This is a genomic window from Cycloclasticus pugetii PS-1 (genome assembly GCF_000384415.1).
Taxonomy (GTDB): domain Bacteria; phylum Pseudomonadota; class Gammaproteobacteria; order Methylococcales; family Cycloclasticaceae; genus Cycloclasticus; species Cycloclasticus pugetii.
The window spans coordinates 1483828-1502690 of the sequence record NZ_ARVU01000001.1 but is presented as its reverse complement, the minus strand read 5'-3'; the positions used below and the strand labels follow the sequence as shown (position 1 = coordinate 1502690).

Below are 18863 nucleotides of genomic sequence, written 5' to 3'. Positions count from 1 at the left end.
CCTGTTTGGTTAAAAAACTTATTGTAACAAAGTGATCGGGTATACGTTATCTCTTACGTTGTTGAAAATAAGCTTTTCGAACTCTTCACTAGGCATTGGCTTGCCAAATAAATAGCCTTGTACGAAATCACAATTGAGGCTTTTTAGAAGCGTGCTTTGCTGTTCTGTTTCAACTCCCTCTGCAATGACATCGATACCCATACTGTGAGCCAAAATAATAATCGTCCGTATAATGTCAGAATCTATTGAGTTAAGCAGGCAGTTATTAACAAATGAGCGGTCAATTTTTAATAAATTAATTGGCAAACGTTTTAAGTAACTTAAAGAAGAGTAGCCCGTTCCAAAGTCATCAATGGCAAGTTTGATACCTAACTCTTTTAATGTGTTTAGCTTTTCAATCATCAGTTGTTCGTTATTCATAACGGAGCTTTCAGTTATTTCTAATTCAAGAAGCTTATGTGGAAGCCGAGTGGTTTCTAGAATAGACGATATTTTGTTTACGATGCCGTCATCTTCTAGCTGAAGTGTAGATAAATTAACGGCAACTCTAATTGGTTTTGCCCCTCGGTCAATCCAGTTTTTTAACGTTTTGCAGGCTGTTTCCATAACCCACTCGCCAATCATATGAATCTGCCCTGTTTCTTCAGCTAAACCGATAAAGTTATTCGGTGGAATTAGGCCTTTTTTAGGGTGTTGCCAGCGGACGAGGGCTTCCATACCGATAAGCTCGCCGTTTGTGGCGCTAAATTGTGGCTGATAAAAAACCTTTAATTCATCGCGTAAAATAACATTACGTAGTTCATTTTCTATGACTAAACGTTGGTTAATGCTCTCGGACATCGTATCGTCAAAGAAGACGTAAGGGCTTTTTGATTGCTTGGATAAATACATGGCAATATCGGCGTTCTTTATCAGGTTACTGACCGTCTTGCCGCTACTTGGATAGACACTGATGCCAAGACTGGCGCTAACGTGCATTTCTTTCTCTAAGAAAACAAAGGGCCTTGAGAGGTTGTTTTGTATTTTACGTGCTAGGGTTTCGATTATTTGATGTGATTTAACATCGGTTAAAGCGACAACAAATTCATCACCACCAAACCTTGAAATGATATCGACATCTCTAACACTTCTTGAGAGGCGCTCAGCAACAATTTTAAGCAGTAAATCGCCGGCTTCATGGCCATAGGAATCATTGACTAATTTGAAACGGTCTAAATCGAGGAAAATAACGGCCATTATTTTATGCTCGCGCTCGTGTTTGTTGATCAGCTCAGAAACTTTCTTAGTAAATAAAGACCTGTTCATTAGGCCTGTTAAATGATCTTTATGCGCTAAGTTAAATATTTGTTTTTCAGTTTGTTTGGTGGCTAATATTCGATTAATCCGATGAATAAAAAGAGACAAGTTTAATGGTGTTGAAAAATAATCGAGTGCTCCCATTTTAAATGCATTATTAATCGAGGTTTCACTCTCTAAGTTTGAGGTGATAGTGAAAGGAATACCGCTGCTATTAAAAACCTCACACGTTTTGACAAGCTCAATGTCATCATGAGATAAATCATGATTTAAAATAACGATATCAGGTTTATTTCGTTCGCAATAAAGCATCCCCTGATAATTGTTAATTACTTCATCTACATTGTGGCCACTATCTTCCAAGGCATTTTTGATTAAAAAGCGGTCTCTTTTGTCAGCGTTTATTAATAAAACCCTAGCAGGGTTAAGGTGTTGACTGACGACTGGGTTTTCAGTCTCACTGTTGTTTAGTCTTATAGAGACTTCTTTGATAACTAACTCAGCCTCAAATAGAATTATTTTATGTTGAAGGCCTAGAAATTTAGCTTCTCCATCATCACAAGCACTTTCTAATTTCTTGCAGGCTTGTGAAAGGCGTAGTGCAGCAATATCGAAAGCGCTATTTTTAACAGATTCTGCAAGACGTTTTATAGCAATCCTATCGAGCTTTGAGACACTATCTGTTAAGCGGGATAAGCTGAGAGGGGTTTGCTCAAGGAAAGACTGTAAAGTAGTTTTGAACTCAGCTCCAAGGTTTTGTTGCCGTTTTAAATATGTTTTTTCATCCAAGACTGTTTGTATGAGAGGTTTGTCTTCACTGTCCTCGATAGGGTTGGTTTGTGCAGCTTCTTGCGTAACCCATTTCTGTAAGGTGGTTTTTAATGTGGGCAGTGTTAATGGTTTTGACATGAAGTCATCCATTCCCGCCGCGATACATTGTTCTCGGTCAGCGTTTTGTTTGTTGGCTGTTAGTGCAACGATAGGTGTGTGTTTGTCGACAGTTTCAAGTTCACGTATTTGGAATGTTGCTTCATAACCATCCATCTCTGGCATTTGACAGTCCATCAAAATAAGGTCAAAGGACTGGCTGGAAAAAAGCTCTAATGCCTCAAGACCATCGTTAGCCAAGGTTACATTACAGTGGAAGCGTTCTAGCATGGCTTTAGCAACCAGTTGATTCGCTTTATTGTCTTCAACAACAAGAATTTTCTTAAATGAATAGTCTGGTAGGGGTTCTTTGAGTGCTTGCTGTTCAGGTAATAATGTTGGTTTTGATTCAACGGTTGAGTGTAAATGCAATAATAAATCAGATTGTTTAATTGGTTTAGTAATATGCCCAAATACGTTGAGCTCTTTTGTTGCATTAAGCTGACTTGACTGGTTAGCGATGAGGACAATTATCTTTGTGTTGGCTAAAGTATGGTCAGCGTTAATCATACGAATTAAGGCTGTTTGGCTAATGTTTGAACGAAGATTATCAATTAAAATATAATCGTAAGGCTTTGATAAAGTTTCGTGTTGACGCAGTTTCTTTATAGCTGTCATCCCATCAGTGACATGGTCGGCATGAAAAGGTGATGCTTGAAATTGTTGAACGATAAAACGGTGAGAAAAATCATCATCGCTAACCGTTAAAACATTAGGTTGAGTGGGTGATATTTGAGTGCTTGATAGTTCAAAGGCTTCGGCTTGCATGTCGACAGTAAAATTAGCAGTAAACCAAAAAGTGCTGCCTTTACCAACTTTGCTTTTTACGCCCATTTCACCGCCAAAAATAGTGACTAGCTGTCGGCTGATGGCAAGCCCTAAGCCTGTTCCACCATATTCTCGAGTAGTAGAGTTATCGGCTTGAGAGAAGGCAGTGAAAATTTTATTTTGAACTTCTTGAGGGATACCAACGCCGGTGTCTTTTACTTCAAATAATAAGGTTAGGTTGTTTTCATTCAATGCTGAGGTTGAGATAGAAATGCTCACCTCACCAGCCGGAGTGAATTTAATGGCGTTACCGAGTAAATTTTGTATGATTTGTTGGAGCCTCAACTCATCAGCAATTAGATGAAGAGGTACATCGGCATCTAAAAAATAGGCGATAGAAATGTTTTTGTGCTGAGTTTGAGCGCTGAGTAGGGTAATGGAGTTTTCCAACGTGTTACGTAAATTAAACGATTCTTCGTGTAAGTCGACATCTTGTTGGTTATATTTGGAAAAATCTAAAACATCATCGATAAGGCTTAGTAATGAATTTGCACTGCTAGAGGCAACCTTTAGGTATTCTTTCTGTTGGACGTTAAGGTCCATATCAGATAATAGTTCTAGCATGCCTGAAATACCATTTAAAGGCGTTCTCAGTTCATGACTGACATTGGCGGCAAACTCGCTTTTGACTTTAGCTGCCTCAATAGCGATGTCACGCGTAGTAATGAGTTCTTGTTCACGATTTTCCAAAATATGCATCATGTCTGTAAAGGCTTGTTCCATGCGCATAATGTCTTCTGTGCTACCGATACCTTTGCGTTCAGTTCGCTTGCCTTGAGCAGCATTTAGCATATTTTTAGCTAAATTATCGATTGGTTTGCTAATACGTTTTGTGATGAATAAAAGAGCCCACAATAATAATAGGGCTAAGCTACCTATCACCATTAAGTTGTACTTATAAAAATCACTTTTAAGCGACCTGAGTACATTTTTTCCAACCGTTAGGCGCACGTAACCTAGAAGTTCTGGCTTAAATTCACTATCTGAATAAAGTAATGTTTCTTCATCGAGCGTACTATAAACAGGTGAGCTATAGCTCCACTCATGCTCATTTTCATAATCTAAAGACGTTGATTCTACTGGTAAGGTGTTAGTGCCTGCACTTAACAGGTCACTACTTTGGTAGATTACTTGCATTTTGTCATCATAGATCCCTGCTGCTTTAACATCCGGGAAGGAGAGGATTGATTCTACGACTAATTCAGCTTCATCCTGACTGAGATAGAGAAGGGCGATGCGACTGTTATTTCCTAATGACTCAACAAGCTGGAGTCCAGTTTGATTAAGGCTGTCATGAACACTTTTAGACGATAAATTGGAGGTGATTAAAGTGGCAATGGATATTAAAAGTATGATGCCAATAAAGTAGGTTGTCGTTAGGAGGTTTTTAAAACTACGTTGTGTTAAAAATTTGTAAAACGTTTTAATCATTTGCTGAGGCTCTTGGGTAGGTCAAAGCAAAATTGGTTTTTTGATCTAAACGAATGGTGTTTGGAAGATGTTTGGCTGTTCTAAGGTTCGCAACAACTAGGGATGACTGCATTGGCGTAACGGGCGATGCTTTTTGCCCACTTAATAATCGAACTGTGGTGGTGGCTAAATCTCTTCCTATTTGTTGACTATCTGGTAGCAGTGATAATAAAGCCCCTCTTCGTACATGTGAGGGGTTAGTGGATATGACGACTTGTTGATATTTCCAAGCGTCCGATAAAATTCGTGGTAATAAGCTTTTACTATCAAAGGTGGGATCATGGTGTATAAGCCATAAAGCACTGTTAGTATGGTCATTATTGCGAGCAATCTCTTTATAAATTAGGGCCGCTTGTTGCAAACTTGAGGCTTCGTATGGAATGACGGTTATTCCTGTGTTCGGGGTGTTTTCAATGGCTCTTTGAACTAACCAACCATTAGTTTTTGGATCAAAAACAACATGAATTTCCTTGACTGTTGGTTGTATTTTTTTTAATTCAGAAAAGAGAAGAGTGGGGTCTGGGGTCATAGAAATGCCATAACGGCCATTGTTGATATCATGGTCAGAAAGAAATAAGGCACCATAGGTTGTTTTATAAAGAGAGTTTATTTTTTCTTGTAGTGCTCGCCTGCCGCCACCTAATAAAATAACAGCGTCTGGGCTCTCTTGTCTAAGAGAATTTAGGATATCTGTCTCCAGCATTGAGTTATCCATTAATTGTGTTTGTACGTTTAGCTTAGGCTGTTCCTTAATGCCACTAATAATAGATTCAAAAAGTGTACTATAAGGTTTTCTAACATCAGGGTAAACAACAGTGATGTTGAAGGTAGCGCTAGCTTCTAATGTGTCATCAGCAAGTATTGTCGTTGTATAAAAAAGTATGGCAAGTAGAGCGGTACTATAAAATATCTTAAAATATATCATGTTGTTTAATCATCCCTGATTATTGTTTATTTGCCATTATCGACAGCTTTATCGGTTTAATGAAAAGATTTTCTCAGTTCAACAAAAAAAGCTCTGCCAGCAAGAGGCAGGTCATCGGGGATGCTTCCAGGTGCTTCGGATGGCTCTTTGACTGTTTCATCGAGTAAATTTCTAGCCGATAAAGCAAGTTCTATGTCAGGGTTAAGTCCTTTTGCACGTAGAGTTAAATCAATGGTGGTGTAATTGCTTATGTCTGGGCGTAAATCGCTTGCAGCACGTTGCCTATCACGGACATGGTTTAGTTGAGAGTTGATTGACCACATGGGCGATATGTCATAATTGGCTCTCAGATAAAGTTGTTGTTGAGGGGCATCTGCGGCATCGCTATTAGTGTCTTTATCCTCAGAAGACTGGTAGGCATAATTACCATAGATGGAAAGCTTGTTTGTTACATTCCAGTTTGCTTCCATTTCTAAGCCGTGCCCTGTTTGTTTGCCAGTATTGCTAGCTGTTGTAGGGGCGAAACGAATAATATCATCCATTTGATAGTAGAATAAATTCAAACTAAGTTTTAGGTTGTTGGATGTATTATAATCAAAGGCAATCTCATAGGTGTCAATAACCTCAGGGTCTAGATCTGGGTTGCCCAAAGCAACAGGGTTATTAATATTGAACTGTTCAACAAATGAAGGGGCACGAAAAGAGCGCCCGTATAAAAGCTTACTGGTTAAGCGATAACTGGTTTGCCAGACTAAGGCCAGTCGTGGGTTAAGTGTGTCGCCAAAATCCGAGTAATGGTCGTAACGTAGACCAGCAGTTAAAGTCCAATCAGGGGCAAAGTCCCATGCATCTTGTACAAAACTATAATAAATTTTGCGTGTTTTTTCTTGGTTGAAAGGGATCGTGTCACTGACGTCAACAAGTCCTCCAAGAGGGATTAAGGCTGGGCCAAACGGTAAATAGTTTTTCTTTTCTTCAATTTTATATTGGTCTTGATGGTGAAAGCCGACACCGAGACGAATATCATGTTTTTTTAAGCCAGTATAAAAGCTAGATAAATCAACCCGGTTATGGCGCTCATATATATTGGGCTTACCCAGAACACCATTTGGAAAAGTATGGGCTGGAATTCCTGTTGTATTAGCACCCGGTGGGAGCAATACTAAGTTGGATTGAGTGATGCTGTTAAAAAAACTATATTGAGCTTTAAAGTCCCAATTCTCAGATAAATTAGTGTTTTTGTATGTGATATCCGCATTATAACGATCGGTATCAGCTTCACCAACGGGGTCAAGTGCCTGAAAAAGCCCTGCACCTACCTGGCCGTCTCTTCTAGCTTGATACCCTAAGCGTAATTGCCAATTAGCCTTAGAGAGATCAAGTCGGGTGTCTAATGATCGGCGTCCCAAGCTAATATTACCTGGTGCTAAAGAGGCAGAGGTTCCAGTAATGGTATCAAGGGTTGTTTGGATGTCTGCTCCTACTTTTTCGTGTTGACCGTGTGTATCCATCACTTGAGCAGAGAAAGCCGTATTCCAACCGGCTTTCGAACCACCGTATTGTATCCAACCTCGATATTCATCAAAGCTTCCTGCGGACGCGCCTATTTCTAGCCCATCTATTTCGGTGGAATTTTTAGTAATGATATTTATAGTTCCAGCAAACGCGTCAGCCCCATAAATAGCAGAACCTGGTCCCCTGATAACTTCGATACGAGATATATTTTCAACCGGCATACCTCCCCACCCTTGAGAGCGATTCCCAGTAAATATATTGGTGATAGGGATCCCGTTGATAAGCACTAAAACTTGGGAGTTAAAGTTTGATGTAATGCCTCGTATTTGATAGATGGGGTTGTATCCACCGGCAGTATAAGAGACATGCAAGCCTGGTATTGTTTCTAATACTTCATCAATATCACGCGCGCCGATTTGACGAATTGTTTTAGCAGTAATTGTGCTTGCAACAGCAGGTGCTTGAGATACTGTTTGTTTTCGCCCTGTGGCTATATATATATAATCCTCATCGCCATATATGTCTGCTAAGGCATTCTCGCTCTCATCAAATGCGTATGAATTAGTTCCAAAGGTGGAGAGGAAGGTTAATAGTAACCAAGCATGTGTTTTTTTCATGGGGGGAACAAAAATATTATTTTATTTAAGGTTAGCGGATATTTTAAAAATTACCAGCTTCTTACGTCATGTCCTTTGTAGTTTAGTCGTTGACAGCTTAGCGGGAAGAAACTGCCTTCTTTGTGATTCGCTGCATCAATATAGCAGGGTATAATACCGGCAGAAAAAGCTAGCATGGTTGCGTAATAGTATTCGCGATGCCCAAAGTTTTGGTCAGCCATTAATGCTGCAGCTAAACCGCTTGCATTTAAAATTTGCCGATAACGACTTTTAGATAAAATATTACCTATGTCTAGGGCCAACTTGACATGTGGGCCATTAGCAAGTTCAAGCTCTTTAGCTCTATTTAATAAAGGTGCGATTCGTTCATCAGAATCAACTAAGGGGCGACCATAACCACCAATAGCTCGTTTATTTTTAAGCTCACTAATAACAAATTCAGATAAATCTGCACCTGCCTCAATAGCTTTTTTTGCACGTTTAATAAAGTCAATGGCGATAATATTTGCTTGGTTTCCAAAAATTTTTGCTTCTGAACATGCAGTGGCCGCTGATAAGCCTAATATACCCGTAGATCTTGCGCTACCTGATAAGGCGGCGATGCGGTTATTCCATAGCCTTGGCTCAGGGTAACTAACGGTGATTACCTGAATGGCTTCAAAAAGTTTTATTTGTTGGTTGCTAAATTCACGTCCAGTGATACCAAACATAATTAACTTAAACCAATTAATATCGGCCAATTCGTTAAATATATCTTTTCCACGATAAATAGCACGTTCTCCATTGACGAAAACGCCCATGTTGGTTTGCCAATTATCTTCAGCCTGCTTAAGTGTTATCGGACCTTTCATAGTTCGTCTTGGGATGTTTGGTTAGAGTTTGATGGGCCAGGGTCGTTGGTGAGGGTTAAGCCATTTCCAAAAAATGGGTATTTACGCCAGCCAAGCTTTTTTTGTTCAAGTGAGTGTGCTGCAGCGCCCGGAAGGCGAAGTAAAAGGTATAGCATTTCTGCTTGTTCATCCGTAAAACCTAAGTCGGTGAAGGCTGCGGCTATGACACCAGTCATGCCTAATGGCGCATCAGCAACTTTTTCAAATATCTGTCGATTAGCTGATAAATAGCTGAGAGCTCCGTCAGAGTATATGGACGTTAAGTGATCCAATGTTTGTAAAACGGGGGTGGCACAACTTGCCCCATACGGGTCAAAGCCAGGGGTGTGTTCACTAGCTGGCCAAACTTCAATTTCTTCTTCATCTTGATAGTTGGATAAACTTTGTTTCCATTGAGTTAATTCAAATTCACACTGTTGCCATAAGCGCATCACTTGATAAACTTCCCTTGCCCCTCCATTTTTGCCAGCACTGGGTGCTAAGGCGGCCATTAAACAGGAAGCGGCGGTTGAACCGCCTACACCACCATTCATAGCAGCACGGACACCTAAATCACGAGGGCCCGGATTGGCAATAGCAATAGCGATAGCCTCTAATAGTTTAGAATGCCAGGGTAAGGGTTTTTCAAGCTTAAATAATAAAAAAATGTATTCGGGCCAAGAGATTTTACCCAATAAATCACCATAAACATCGTAACCAGAACAGTAAGATGTTTTGGCGGCAAATGGGTTGTCAGGTTCTTCTTCTTCAAACCAAATTTTAGTATTTATTTTTTCTTGTTCCATTGTTACTTCATCCCTTTTAAGCGCGTAGCAATAGGGGGAACTTCTTCTGCATCTATTCTAACGTCGAGTAGAGTGGGCCCCTTACGTTCACAAATTTTATTGGTATCGAGCTGCAGTAAGTCATCGGCTGTTTCAATGGTATGACTCATGATGCCCATGGCTGATGCCATTAAAGCATAACTAATATTCGGTAATGTGTTGGCTATATCGGCTGATTTATTTAATCGTTGACCATGTTTAACCATACCAAGATGTTGATCGTTCATCACAAGGAAAATAATATTTAACTTTTCTTGTAATGCGACTGTTATTTCGTTACCTGACATGAGGAAGCTGCCGTCACCAACAATACAAAGAACGGGATCATTTGGGTGCGCTAGTGCAGTACCGATGGCGCTTCCAACTGACCAACCCATTGAACAAAACTCAGTGTTAATTTGTAATAACCCGGCGCTAAATGCTCGTCTATCTTTTTGGTCTCTTTGTGAAGATCGGCGGCCACTAAAGCGCCTGTCATAGGGGTTTAAATAATGAACTGCCCAAGCCATATTATTGCCATTATCAGCTAAGTAACGGGTATTAGGTGGGAAAAGTTGAGTTAGCTGCGCCATTAAAAACTGTGGTTTTAATGGGCTAGACCGATCTTTGGTTTTTGTAGAGTCATCAAGCTCAAAATGGAGTTTTTTTTGATTATCTATACATATATCAGCGAATAATTGAGTTTTATCTATAACGGACTTGGTTGAGATTTTTTCTTTATTTTTAATTTGCGTTCTATTATTTTCTAAAATGGCTTCTAAGATAGTTGGAATGTGACCGCCTACTTGGAGCTTCGCCATAGAAGATCTTGTTAGGTTATCTTCGTTATTATCAATATGTATTAATTTGTTGTTCAATAAAGATAATTGGTCCCATGCATTACTGTTAAACTCACCTAAAGAAGAACCAATAAGGACAATAGAGTCAACGGCATCGGATTGAAGTGCTTTACTCGCACTCTTATGTCCGGCAAAACCAATAACACCTTTATAGGATGGGTGGTAAGGATTAATAAAACTTTTACCATCAGGTGTAGCAACAAATTCAATACCTAAATCATTAATGCAATCGGTTATTAATCGGCTACAACCTTTAGCGCCTGCACCGATTACGAAAATAGTCTTTTTTGAATGACGAAGTTCACTTATAAGAGCTTGTATAGCTTTTTCGTCTTTTAAGTAGGGGCGGCTTAATAAATTATTTATATTGACTGGATGTTGTTTAGGTGGGATATGGCTTTTTAATACATCAGTTGGAATGTTCAGGTGTGTTGGGCCTCCTGGCATACTAAAAGCAGACATGATAGCAGATACAAGTTTATGCTCAAATTGCCCCACATGCGTTACATAACTATTGTATTTGGTAAAAAACTGAAACATTCCAGGGATATTAACCCCTGTATCTCCAGATTCTTGGAGAGCCTTTTTACCTACTTTATCCTGAGATGCTTGAGGAGTGATAACAAGTAACGGGGTGTTATTTTCAAATGAGGAAGCAACACCGGTGATCATATTTGTTGCACCTGGGCCGGTAGTGGAGCAGCAGACACCTAGTTTCCCGGTATTTCTTGCATAGGCGTCGGCCATAAAAACAGCCCCTGTTTCATGTCTAGCGGTGATAGCTTTTATGCCGCCACGTTTCTCACTTTTAGCTAAGGCATTGTAGAGTGGTTCGATAGCACCACCTGGAATGCCGAAAACATATTCAACACCAATTTTTTCTAAATAATCGAGGAGAAGCTCGCATGTGGCGATTTCATTTTGCGGGACTGCTTGTGTTAGGGTTAAACTCATCCGGTTCTCCATTGGATTTTTAAATACCTAATAATCAATAAGTTAGTAGATTAACTTAAATTATTATATTAAGTTAATAAAATTAGTATAATTGTCCCTGTTTGTAAAGCCTTAATTTTGGGAGAAGAGAAAAACTTATGCTCTGAAAAATCATATTCTTAATGAGCCTAGCCAATGGGCAATAATTAAATAATGTGCTATTTGATTGGTGCTGGGGGAAGGTGTTGAAGTACGTCAACATCGTCTTGGTGATGGTATTGACGTACTTCTATAAACAACCTTAACTATTACAACTTAACGGTTAGGGATATGCAATGCTCTCTTATCAACAGCGAGGGCAGCTTCATGCAGAGCCTCAGAAAGTGTTGGATGGGCATGAATGGTTAATGCGAGATCTTCAGTGCTAGCAGAGTACTCTAGCGCCAATACTGCTTCAGCGATAAGCTCAGAAGCTTGTGCGCCGATAATGTGCACACCTAGAATTTGATCTGTTTCTTCATCAGAGATGATTTTGACCATACCCGTGGTATCGCCTAGGGCTTGAGCACGACCACTCGCTGCAAAAGGGAACGTGCCTATTTTTACTTTTATACCTGCAGATTTAAGGTGTTGTTCGGTTTGCCCAACCCACGCAATTTCAGGACCAGTGTAGATAACATTTGGAATAACATCGTAGTTTATTTCAGGTTCTTCACCGTAAATGACTTCAGCGACGGCAACGCCTTCTTCAGAAGCTTTATGAGCAAGCATCGGCCCACGAATCAAATCACCAATCGCATAAACACAAGGTTGACTTGTTTGCCAGATCTCATCAACTTCAATAAAACCGCGTTCATCAAGTTCAATTGGAGACTCTGGAGCAAATAAATTATCTGTGTTGGGCCTGCGACCAACCGATACGATCAATTTGTCCAGTTCTATGGTATGTTCGCCTGAAGCATCTTCATAATTGACAGTTACTTTTTTAGCTTTTGTGGTCGCCTTGGTAACGCGAGCACCCATTTTGATATCAAGTCCTTGTTTCTTAAATTGCCGTTTGGCTTCTGCTGCTATTTTTGTATCTACTGCCGGTAAAAACTCATCTTGGGCTTCAAGTAACACAACATCCGACCCTAAGCGGTTCCATACGCTGCCTAATTCCAGGCCAATGACACCGGCCCCAATTACGCCTAATTTTTTAGGTGTTTTATCAAAATTCAGTGCGCCAGTGGAGTCGACAATATTTATGTTGTCGACAGGGGCAGAGGGGATATCGATAGGGCGTGAGCCGGTTGCTAAGATAATGCTGTCTGCTGAAATAACAGAAACATCATCAGTGTTGCTAGTGATTTCGACTTGCTTCCCAGCCAGTAATTTTCCGCGACCATGAAAGCTGGTGACTTTATTAGCCTTAAAGAGACCACTGATGCCACCGGTAAGACGACTTACGATATCGTCTTTGTTTTTGATCATTGTGGGCACGTCAATCTTCAGCCCAGTTACTTTGATACCATGCTCATCTAAGCCGTGGTTTAACTGTTCATAATGATGTGAGGACTCAAGTAGAGCTTTAGACGGTATGCAACCGACATTTAGGCAGGTGCCACCAAGGGATGCTTTATTGTTTTTATCAGTAAACTCATCAACGCAGGCTGTTTTTAGGCCAAGTTGAGCGCAACGAATTGCGGCGACATAACCACCCGGTCCACCGCCGATGACAACAACGTCAAATTTATTATCTAAACTCATGGGATGCTCCCTATTAAACGTTTAACAGTAATCTTGCGGGGTCTTCTAAGAAGTCTTTTATAGTGACTAAAAAGGACACTGCTTCTTTACCATCTATAATTCGATGATCATAAGATAAGGCTAGATACATCATAGGACGTATAACCATTTCACCGTTTTCTACCATCACTCGTTGGTTAATGGCATGCATACCCAAAATAGCACTTTGTGGTGGGTTCAAAATAGGAGTCGACATCATTGATCCAAATACACCACCATTAGTGATTGTAAATGTACCGCCGGTTAGATCATCGATGCCTAATTTTCCATCACGGGCTTTGATACCAAATTCAGCAATACCGCTTTCAATGGCGGCAAAATTTTTCAGGTCTGCATCTCTCAGTACCGGCACTACTAAGCCGCGAGGTGATGAAACGGCAATGCCGATATCATAATAACCATGGTAAATAATATCTTGTTCATCAACAGAGGCGTTGACTGATGGGAAAAGCTTAAGTGACTCAACGGCTGCTTTAACAAAAAATGACATAAAGCCTAATTTTGTATCATGAACTTTCGAGAATTGATCTTTATATTTACTGCGAATGTCCATAATAGGCTGCATGTTTACTTCGTTAAACGTTGTTAACATAGCCGTGTTTTGCTGAGCTTGAATTAAGCGCTCTGCAATTTTTGCTCGAAGGCGTGTCATCGGCACGCGTTGTTCTGCACGCTCACTTGTTGGTAAGGTTGGCATTGGTGTTGCCTTAGCCGCTTTGCTCGGTGCCGAATTGCTCATGGTTGCTGAAGCTGTTGTGACGCCATTACTAGACTGTTGCTTGATATGGTTTAGCACATCGGTTTTGGTGATTCTGCCGCCTTTACCTGAGGCTGCAATTTGTTGGGGGTCTAATCCATGCTCAGCAACGAGTTTTCTAACAGCAGGACTAAGTGCTTCAGTTGAACCTGAATTTTTTTCAGCAGGTAAAGTCGTTGTTGCTGGTTCTGATTTTGCCGGTGTTGCTTTTGGGCTTGGGGTTTCTGGTTTGGCGCTACCAGCTTCTATGCGAGCCAGCAATTGGCCGCTTAATACAGTAGAACCTTCTGGCTCAATGATTTCTGCTAACACGCCATCTGACAGTGCAGGGACTTCTAAAACTACTTTATCTGTTTCGAGGTCAACTAGATTTTCATCTTTTAAAACGGTGTCACCGGCTTGTTTATGCCAAGTTACTAAAGTGGCATCGGCAACGGATTCTGGAAGGCTAGGTACTACGACTTCAATGCTCATGTTTGTTCCTTTTTTTTAAAGTCTATTTTTTAATAAAGTGCTGTATGGATTAATTTTTGTTGCTGTTCAACATGTAGGCTAAATTGACCAACGGCTGGTGATGCTGACATAGGCCGACCTGCATATTTAAGTTCTAGCTTCTCGCTGAGTAAATCAAAAAACCGATGTCTAATTTGGTACCAGGCACCTTGATTTTTGGGCTCTTCTTGACACCAAACGAGTTGTTTTAATTGAGGGTATTGCTCAAAAGACTCATGTAGCTCATCGATAGGGAATGGGTAAAGCTGTTCGGCTCTGAAAATAGCAACGTTTTCAAGGCCATCGCTTCTGCGCTGTTCGAGTAAATCATAATAGACTTTTCCAGAGCAGACGATCAGTCTTGTGACTTTATTAGGATCAATATCATCCACTTCTTGAATCAGTGGGTGAAACTTGCCTTCAGTGAGCTCTTCTAAGGTAGATGTTGCTAGTTTGTGTCGCAGTAAGCTCTTAGGGCTCATTATAATCAGTGGTTTACGGAAGTAACTCAATGTTTGGCGGCGTAATAAATGAAAGATCTGTGCTGGTGTCGATGGAACACAAACTTGCATATTATGTTCGGCGCATAATTGTAGGTAACGCTCTAAGCGGGCTGATGAATGTTCAGGGCCCTGGCCCTCGTAACCATGAGGTAATAACATAACAAGACCACAGATGCGCCCCCATTTTGTTTCACCTGAGCTTATAAATTGATCCATCAGCACTTGTGCACCATTGGCGAAATCACCAAATTGTGCTTCCCATATAACTAGATCATCGGGTTCTGTTGTGGAGTAGCCATACTCGAAACCTAGAACCGCTTCTTCAGATAGAAAAGAATCATAGAGAGAGAATCTACCTTGTTCTAGAAACATATGTCTTAGCGAGGTATAGGTCTCACCATTTTGCGTATTATGCAAAACGGCATGGCGGTGGAAAAATGTTCCGCGGCCTACGTCCTGCCCCGTCATTCTAATATTTCTACCTTTACTTAGTAATGTTCCATAGGCCATGTTTTCAGCATAACCCCAGTCGATAGGTAAGGCGCCAACAGACATTTTTTTTCTGCTTTCTAGTACTTTTTCCACTCGGTTTTGAAGTGAAAATTCCGGCGGTAAGGTAAGCATGAGGTCGGAGATCTCATGAAACTCTTTGGCAGGTACCGTGGTGTCGCACGGGTCATCCCACTTGCTTGATAAAAAGGCATTCCATTTGGCAACAAACGGGTTAACTTTATGTTCTAAAATTGGCCGTGAGACAATTTCACCTTTTTCTAGAGAAGAACGATACTCCGACTCTAAGTTTTTCGGCACGTCGGCAGATAATGAGCCTTCATTAACAACACGATCGGCGTAAATTTTACGCGTAGTCGGTAGCTCACGAATAGTTTTATACATCAATGGTTGAGTCACAGCCGGTTCATCCGCTTCATTGTGGCCACGTCGGCGATAACAAACCATGTCTAAAACAATGTCTTGTCTAAACTCATGACGGAAATCAACGGCTAGCTGAGCTGCAAACAAAACGGCTTCTGGGTCATCTGCATTAACATGCAGAATAGGAGTTTCCAGCATTTTAGCCACATCGGTAGCATACAATGTTGATCGTGTATCAGCAGGGTTACTGGTGGTAAAGCCGATTTGATTATTGATAACAATGTGAATCGTGCCGCCTGTGCCATAGGCACGGGTACGAGACATTTGCAACGTTTCCATGATCACGCCTTGACCAGAAAAAGCCGAATCACCATGTATTTGAATAGCAACAACTTCATCTTCGCCTGTTTCACCGCGTCGATCTTGTCTTGCACGTACTGAGCCTTCAATAACTGGGTTGATAATTTCTAGATGAGAAGGGTTGAAAGCCAAGGCAAGGTGCATTTCCCCTCCTGGCGTATTAATGTCCGAGGAGAAGCCCATGTGATACTTTACGTCGCCAGAGCCGTCTTTGGCTGGAGAGGCAGAACGCTTGCCTTCAAACTCTTCAAAAAGAATGGATGGCTTTTTACCGAAAATATTGACGAGAACATTCAACCGGCCACGGTGAGCCATGCCTATAACGGTTTCTTTGACGCCATGCTCACCTAGTCGTTGAAGCATTTCGTCAAGCATCGGAATTAAGCTTTCCCCACCTTCTAGTGAGAAACGTTTTTGCCCAACATAGGTTCTGTGCAGGTGGTTTTCAATGCCTTCAGCGGCGGTCAGTAGCTTTAGTAGCCATTTTTTCTGATCGGCCTCAAGGTTTAGGCGAGCGCGTGGGCCTTCCATACGGCGTCTTACCCAAGAGCGCATTTCAGTGTCGCTAATGTGCATGTATTCAACACCAATACTGTTGCAATAGGTTTCTTTGAGTATTGGCAGAATATCTTTCAGTGCTAATTGTTCAGGCGTGTTGTGTAAGGTACCTGTGTCAAACTGCGTATTAAGGTCAAGCTCACTTAACCCATGAAAAGCGATATCTAATTCAGCAATTAGTTGTGATTTTGGTGGTGTTAGTGGGTTTACATTAGCTTGTTTATGACCATTAATTCGATATGAATTCATCAGTCTTGAAACAGCAGCTTGTTTGGCTAATTGCTCTGAAGAAAGGCCGCCTTGAATGACACGAACTCCGGTGGGAGCCTTGGCGAGGTTAGAAAAGTGTTTTTTAATAGATGAATGGGGGATATCAACTGTTTCAGCATTCGATCGTATGGAATGAAACTTTTCTCGCCATTGCTCATCAACTGATTCTGGGTCATTGAGGTATTGCTCATATAGGTCTTCAACAAAGTTTGCATTAGCACCATTTAGGGCGGAAGTGCTTTTAAATAACTGCATTAAATTGTTCATTAAAATATTCCGTCTGTCTAAATTTATGTAGGGGTTTGTAAGTGTAATCGAGTTTTAAGAAAAGATAAGGGTTTAAATTACTCATTTTGTTAATGCTTAATATTTAGCACTATAGTGGTGCCCCGAGCAGGATTCGAACCTGCGACTTCACCCTTAGGAGGGGTGCGCTCTATCCAGCTGAGCTACCGAGGCCATATTAAAGAATTGTCAAATGTATTTTAAAAATGGAACCCTGATTAATTCGCGTCAAATAATATCACTATTGGGCTTTTTAGGGATAGCGCAAAACGCTTATTTTTATAGCTTTGTGAACTTGAGGGAGACTATTTTTTTGCGCGTTCGCGTTCACATGCTGTAATAAATTTATGGATCTCTCTTTTTTCTTGGCTGGCCAAGTTAAGGAATTCGCAGCCGACGCGTGTAAAGCCTTCTAACGGAGACTTTTTTACAGAGCAAACGGTTAAATCTAACTGAATAGTACTACCGTCTTTAAGGGTCATGCTGGCAGGCGTTAGAATAGAGCCTTTTTTCACATAAGAGTTTGAATAAACCGCAATGCAAATACCGCCGAAGCTAACATCGTAAACATAGCCTGAAATAAGGTTTTCAGAAAACTGAATGGCAGCGGTAAATTTATACTTTTCGATATTCTCAATGGGTACTCTGAAGAAGGATCTTTTTTGGGGGTGATATATTTTTTCGGGCATCGCCATCAGGTAGCTGCCATCGTGCAATGTGCCGGTAATAGTTGAGCTAAAATTAAAAGGAACGGCGTGATGCTTGGCGTTAACTTGTATAACCGTGCCGGGTAGCATTTTAAGATGAGCGGTTCGGTTATTTAATTGATCGAGTATTAATTCGTTTGTTGATACGTCAAGTAATCTACTGGTGCACTCTAATTGATTATCGAATACCAGCGAAACTTGTACATGCGATTCCATTAGAATTTGCAACATGTGTTTAATGCGAGAGGGCCGAACGATAAAATTTGGGTTAGGGTTGGGTGTTTGTTCCTCTTCTTCTGAGCGCAATAATGACTTTAGACTGGATATAAAGTTCACGTGTAATTAAGCAATGGAGATGTTTCTTGATACTTTACTGTTAGCGGCATGCCCGTCTGCCCCGTATGTAGAAGTGGTTGTGCTCGCTTGTCCACGTAAAACATCCAGTGAGCGTTGGGTGTGTCGACGATTAAGCTCAATAATGGAGCCGTTTATTTGATTCAGTTCTTTATTGTCTTCCGCTAAAGCTTGAATGTTGGACCAGGCTTTTTCTAGTAATGTCTTGATACCTCCAGGCGCTAAGCTGGAAAGGGCATCTGAAAAACCGTAAAGACCTTTGTTGATATTCATGTTTCTTAAAAAAATATGCGTGGTTTTGGTGTGGTTTTCTAGGTGGGTAACTAAGGCTTTTTTTTCGTCAGAAAGTTCCAATAATTGCTGACTGTCTTTCAGCTTCAAAACGGCTTGTTCTTTTTTTAAGGTGCTGTTTAATTGACCTGAGATGTGCTCAAGCTGTTGTATTAGTTCAATAAGTTGATCCGATGATTTTTTTGTCATGATGATTTCTTTTTAAGGTGAAGCGCTGTTTCACTTTTAATAATTCGATCAGCTATTTTTTCATTATCGATGTTGTACTGACCCTCTTCAATGGATTGGCTAATGGCCTCTATACGACCGGTATCAATAACAGGAATGTCTTGAAGAGACTGTTCAATTTGTTGGAGTTTGGATGCGTTTTCAGTTAAATCAATACTATCACTATCAGCTGTTTTAGTAGCGTTTTTGGCGCTACTTTTGGTGTTTTTCTTGGTGTTATTTGCTTTGTTAACAGGGCTCTGAGCTGATTTATGGCCGGTTTTTTTGATATTAATAGACATAATAATTCCTGTGGCTATGCATCACCTGTATCGGCGATTTGTAAGGAAACTT

General features: G+C 40.7%; 12 protein-coding genes and 1 tRNA gene. All 13 read right to left on the bottom strand.

Going from position 1 to position 18863, the window contains the following annotated elements:
• Nucleotides 1-18: 18 nt before the first annotated feature.
• The 13 genes from CYCPU_RS0107300 to flgM all read right to left on the bottom strand — a co-directional run bounded on the left by CYCPU_RS0107300 (nt 19) and on the right by flgM (nt 18811).
• The gene (locus CYCPU_RS0107300) at nt 19-4482 is read right to left on the bottom strand and encodes an EAL domain-containing protein (RefSeq protein ID WP_020162362.1); all 4464 of its coding nucleotides are present in this window, start codon (nt 4480-4482) and stop codon (nt 19-21) included.
• Nucleotides 4475-5446: an ABC transporter substrate binding protein gene (locus CYCPU_RS0107295; protein ID WP_015006233.1), complete on the bottom strand. Its 972-nt coding sequence runs from the start codon at nt 5444-5446 to the stop codon at nt 4475-4477. The genes CYCPU_RS0107300 and CYCPU_RS0107295 overlap by 8 nt, the downstream gene beginning before the upstream one ends.
• Before the next feature lie 56 nt (nt 5447-5502).
• Complete coding sequence (locus CYCPU_RS0107290) at nt 5503-7578, bottom strand: TonB-dependent receptor plug domain-containing protein (protein ID WP_020162361.1); 2076 nt, start codon at nt 7576-7578, stop codon at nt 5503-5505.
• 50 nt (nt 7579-7628) lie between these two features.
• Entirely contained in the window at nt 7629-8429 is an 801-nt protein-coding gene (locus CYCPU_RS0107285) for a citrate synthase family protein (RefSeq protein WP_020162360.1), read from the bottom strand.
• A complete protein-coding gene (locus CYCPU_RS11740) occupies nt 8426-9253 on the bottom strand; it encodes a citryl-CoA lyase (RefSeq protein ID WP_020162359.1) in 828 nt (275 codons plus the stop codon). The genes CYCPU_RS0107285 and CYCPU_RS11740 overlap by 4 nt, the downstream gene beginning before the upstream one ends.
• A 2-nt stretch (nt 9254-9255) precedes the next feature.
• On the bottom strand, nt 9256-11085 hold the full coding sequence (locus CYCPU_RS0107275) for a thiamine pyrophosphate-binding protein (protein WP_020162358.1): 1830 nt from the start codon (nt 11083-11085) through the stop codon (nt 9256-9258).
• 294 nt (nt 11086-11379) lie between these two features.
• Complete coding sequence (gene lpdA / locus CYCPU_RS0107270; protein ID WP_015006228.1) at nt 11380-12813, bottom strand: dihydrolipoyl dehydrogenase; 1434 nt, start codon at nt 12811-12813, stop codon at nt 11380-11382.
• Nucleotides 12814-12826: 13 nt separating this feature from the next.
• Nucleotides 12827-14083, bottom strand: coding sequence for a 2-oxoglutarate dehydrogenase complex dihydrolipoyllysine-residue succinyltransferase (gene odhB, locus CYCPU_RS0107265; protein WP_015006227.1), 1257 nt, complete (start codon nt 14081-14083; stop codon nt 12827-12829).
• Nucleotides 14084-14112: 29 nt separating this feature from the next.
• Complete coding sequence (locus CYCPU_RS0107260) at nt 14113-16932, bottom strand: 2-oxoglutarate dehydrogenase E1 component (RefSeq protein WP_016390080.1); 2820 nt, start codon at nt 16930-16932, stop codon at nt 14113-14115.
• 115 nt (nt 16933-17047) lie between these two features.
• Nucleotides 17048-17124 (bottom strand) — tRNA-Arg (locus CYCPU_RS0107255).
• Between the two features lie 131 nt (nt 17125-17255).
• The gene (locus CYCPU_RS0107250; protein ID WP_033422302.1) at nt 17256-17993 is read right to left on the bottom strand and encodes a flagellar brake protein; all 738 of its coding nucleotides are present in this window, start codon (nt 17991-17993) and stop codon (nt 17256-17258) included.
• A 6-nt stretch (nt 17994-17999) separates the two neighbouring features.
• Entirely contained in the window at nt 18000-18491 is a 492-nt protein-coding gene (locus CYCPU_RS0107245; protein ID WP_015006224.1) for a flagellar protein FlgN, read from the bottom strand.
• Nucleotides 18488-18811, bottom strand: a complete 324-nt coding sequence (gene flgM / locus CYCPU_RS0107240; RefSeq protein WP_020162356.1) for a flagellar biosynthesis anti-sigma factor FlgM — start codon at nt 18809-18811, stop codon at nt 18488-18490. Before flgM ends, CYCPU_RS0107245 begins: the two co-directional genes overlap by 4 nt.
• Nucleotides 18812-18863 lie beyond the last annotated feature (52 nt).

Bases quoted from the DNA above. Each gene is read 5' to 3' on its own strand.
- CYCPU_RS0107260 (WP_016390080.1), bottom strand. From the start codon at position 16,932: ATGAACAATTTAATGCAGTTATTTAAAAGCACTTCCGCCCTAAATGGT.
- flgM (WP_020162356.1), bottom strand. From the start codon at position 18,811: ATGTCTATTAATATCAAAAAAACCGGCCATAAATCAGCTCAGAGCCCT.
- CYCPU_RS0107290 (WP_020162361.1), bottom strand. From the start codon at position 7,578: ATGAAAAAAACACATGCTTGGTTACTATTAACCTTCCTCTCCACCTTT.
- CYCPU_RS0107245 (WP_015006224.1), bottom strand. From the start codon at position 18,491: ATGACAAAAAAATCATCGGATCAACTTATTGAACTAATACAACAGCTT.
- lpdA (WP_015006228.1), bottom strand. From the start codon at position 12,813: ATGAGTTTAGATAATAAATTTGACGTTGTTGTCATCGGCGGTGGACCG.
- CYCPU_RS0107285 (WP_020162360.1), bottom strand. From the start codon at position 8,429: ATGAAAGGTCCGATAACACTTAAGCAGGCTGAAGATAATTGGCAAACC.
- CYCPU_RS0107300 (WP_020162362.1), bottom strand. From the start codon at position 4,482: ATGATTAAAACGTTTTACAAATTTTTAACACAACGTAGTTTTAAAAAC.
- CYCPU_RS0107295 (WP_015006233.1), bottom strand. From the start codon at position 5,446: ATGATATATTTTAAGATATTTTATAGTACCGCTCTACTTGCCATACTT.
- odhB (WP_015006227.1), bottom strand. From the start codon at position 14,083: ATGAGCATTGAAGTCGTAGTACCTAGCCTTCCAGAATCCGTTGCCGAT.
- CYCPU_RS0107275 (WP_020162358.1), bottom strand. From the start codon at position 11,085: ATGAGTTTAACCCTAACACAAGCAGTCCCGCAAAATGAAATCGCCACA.
- CYCPU_RS11740 (WP_020162359.1), bottom strand. From the start codon at position 9,253: ATGGAACAAGAAAAAATAAATACTAAAATTTGGTTTGAAGAAGAAGAA.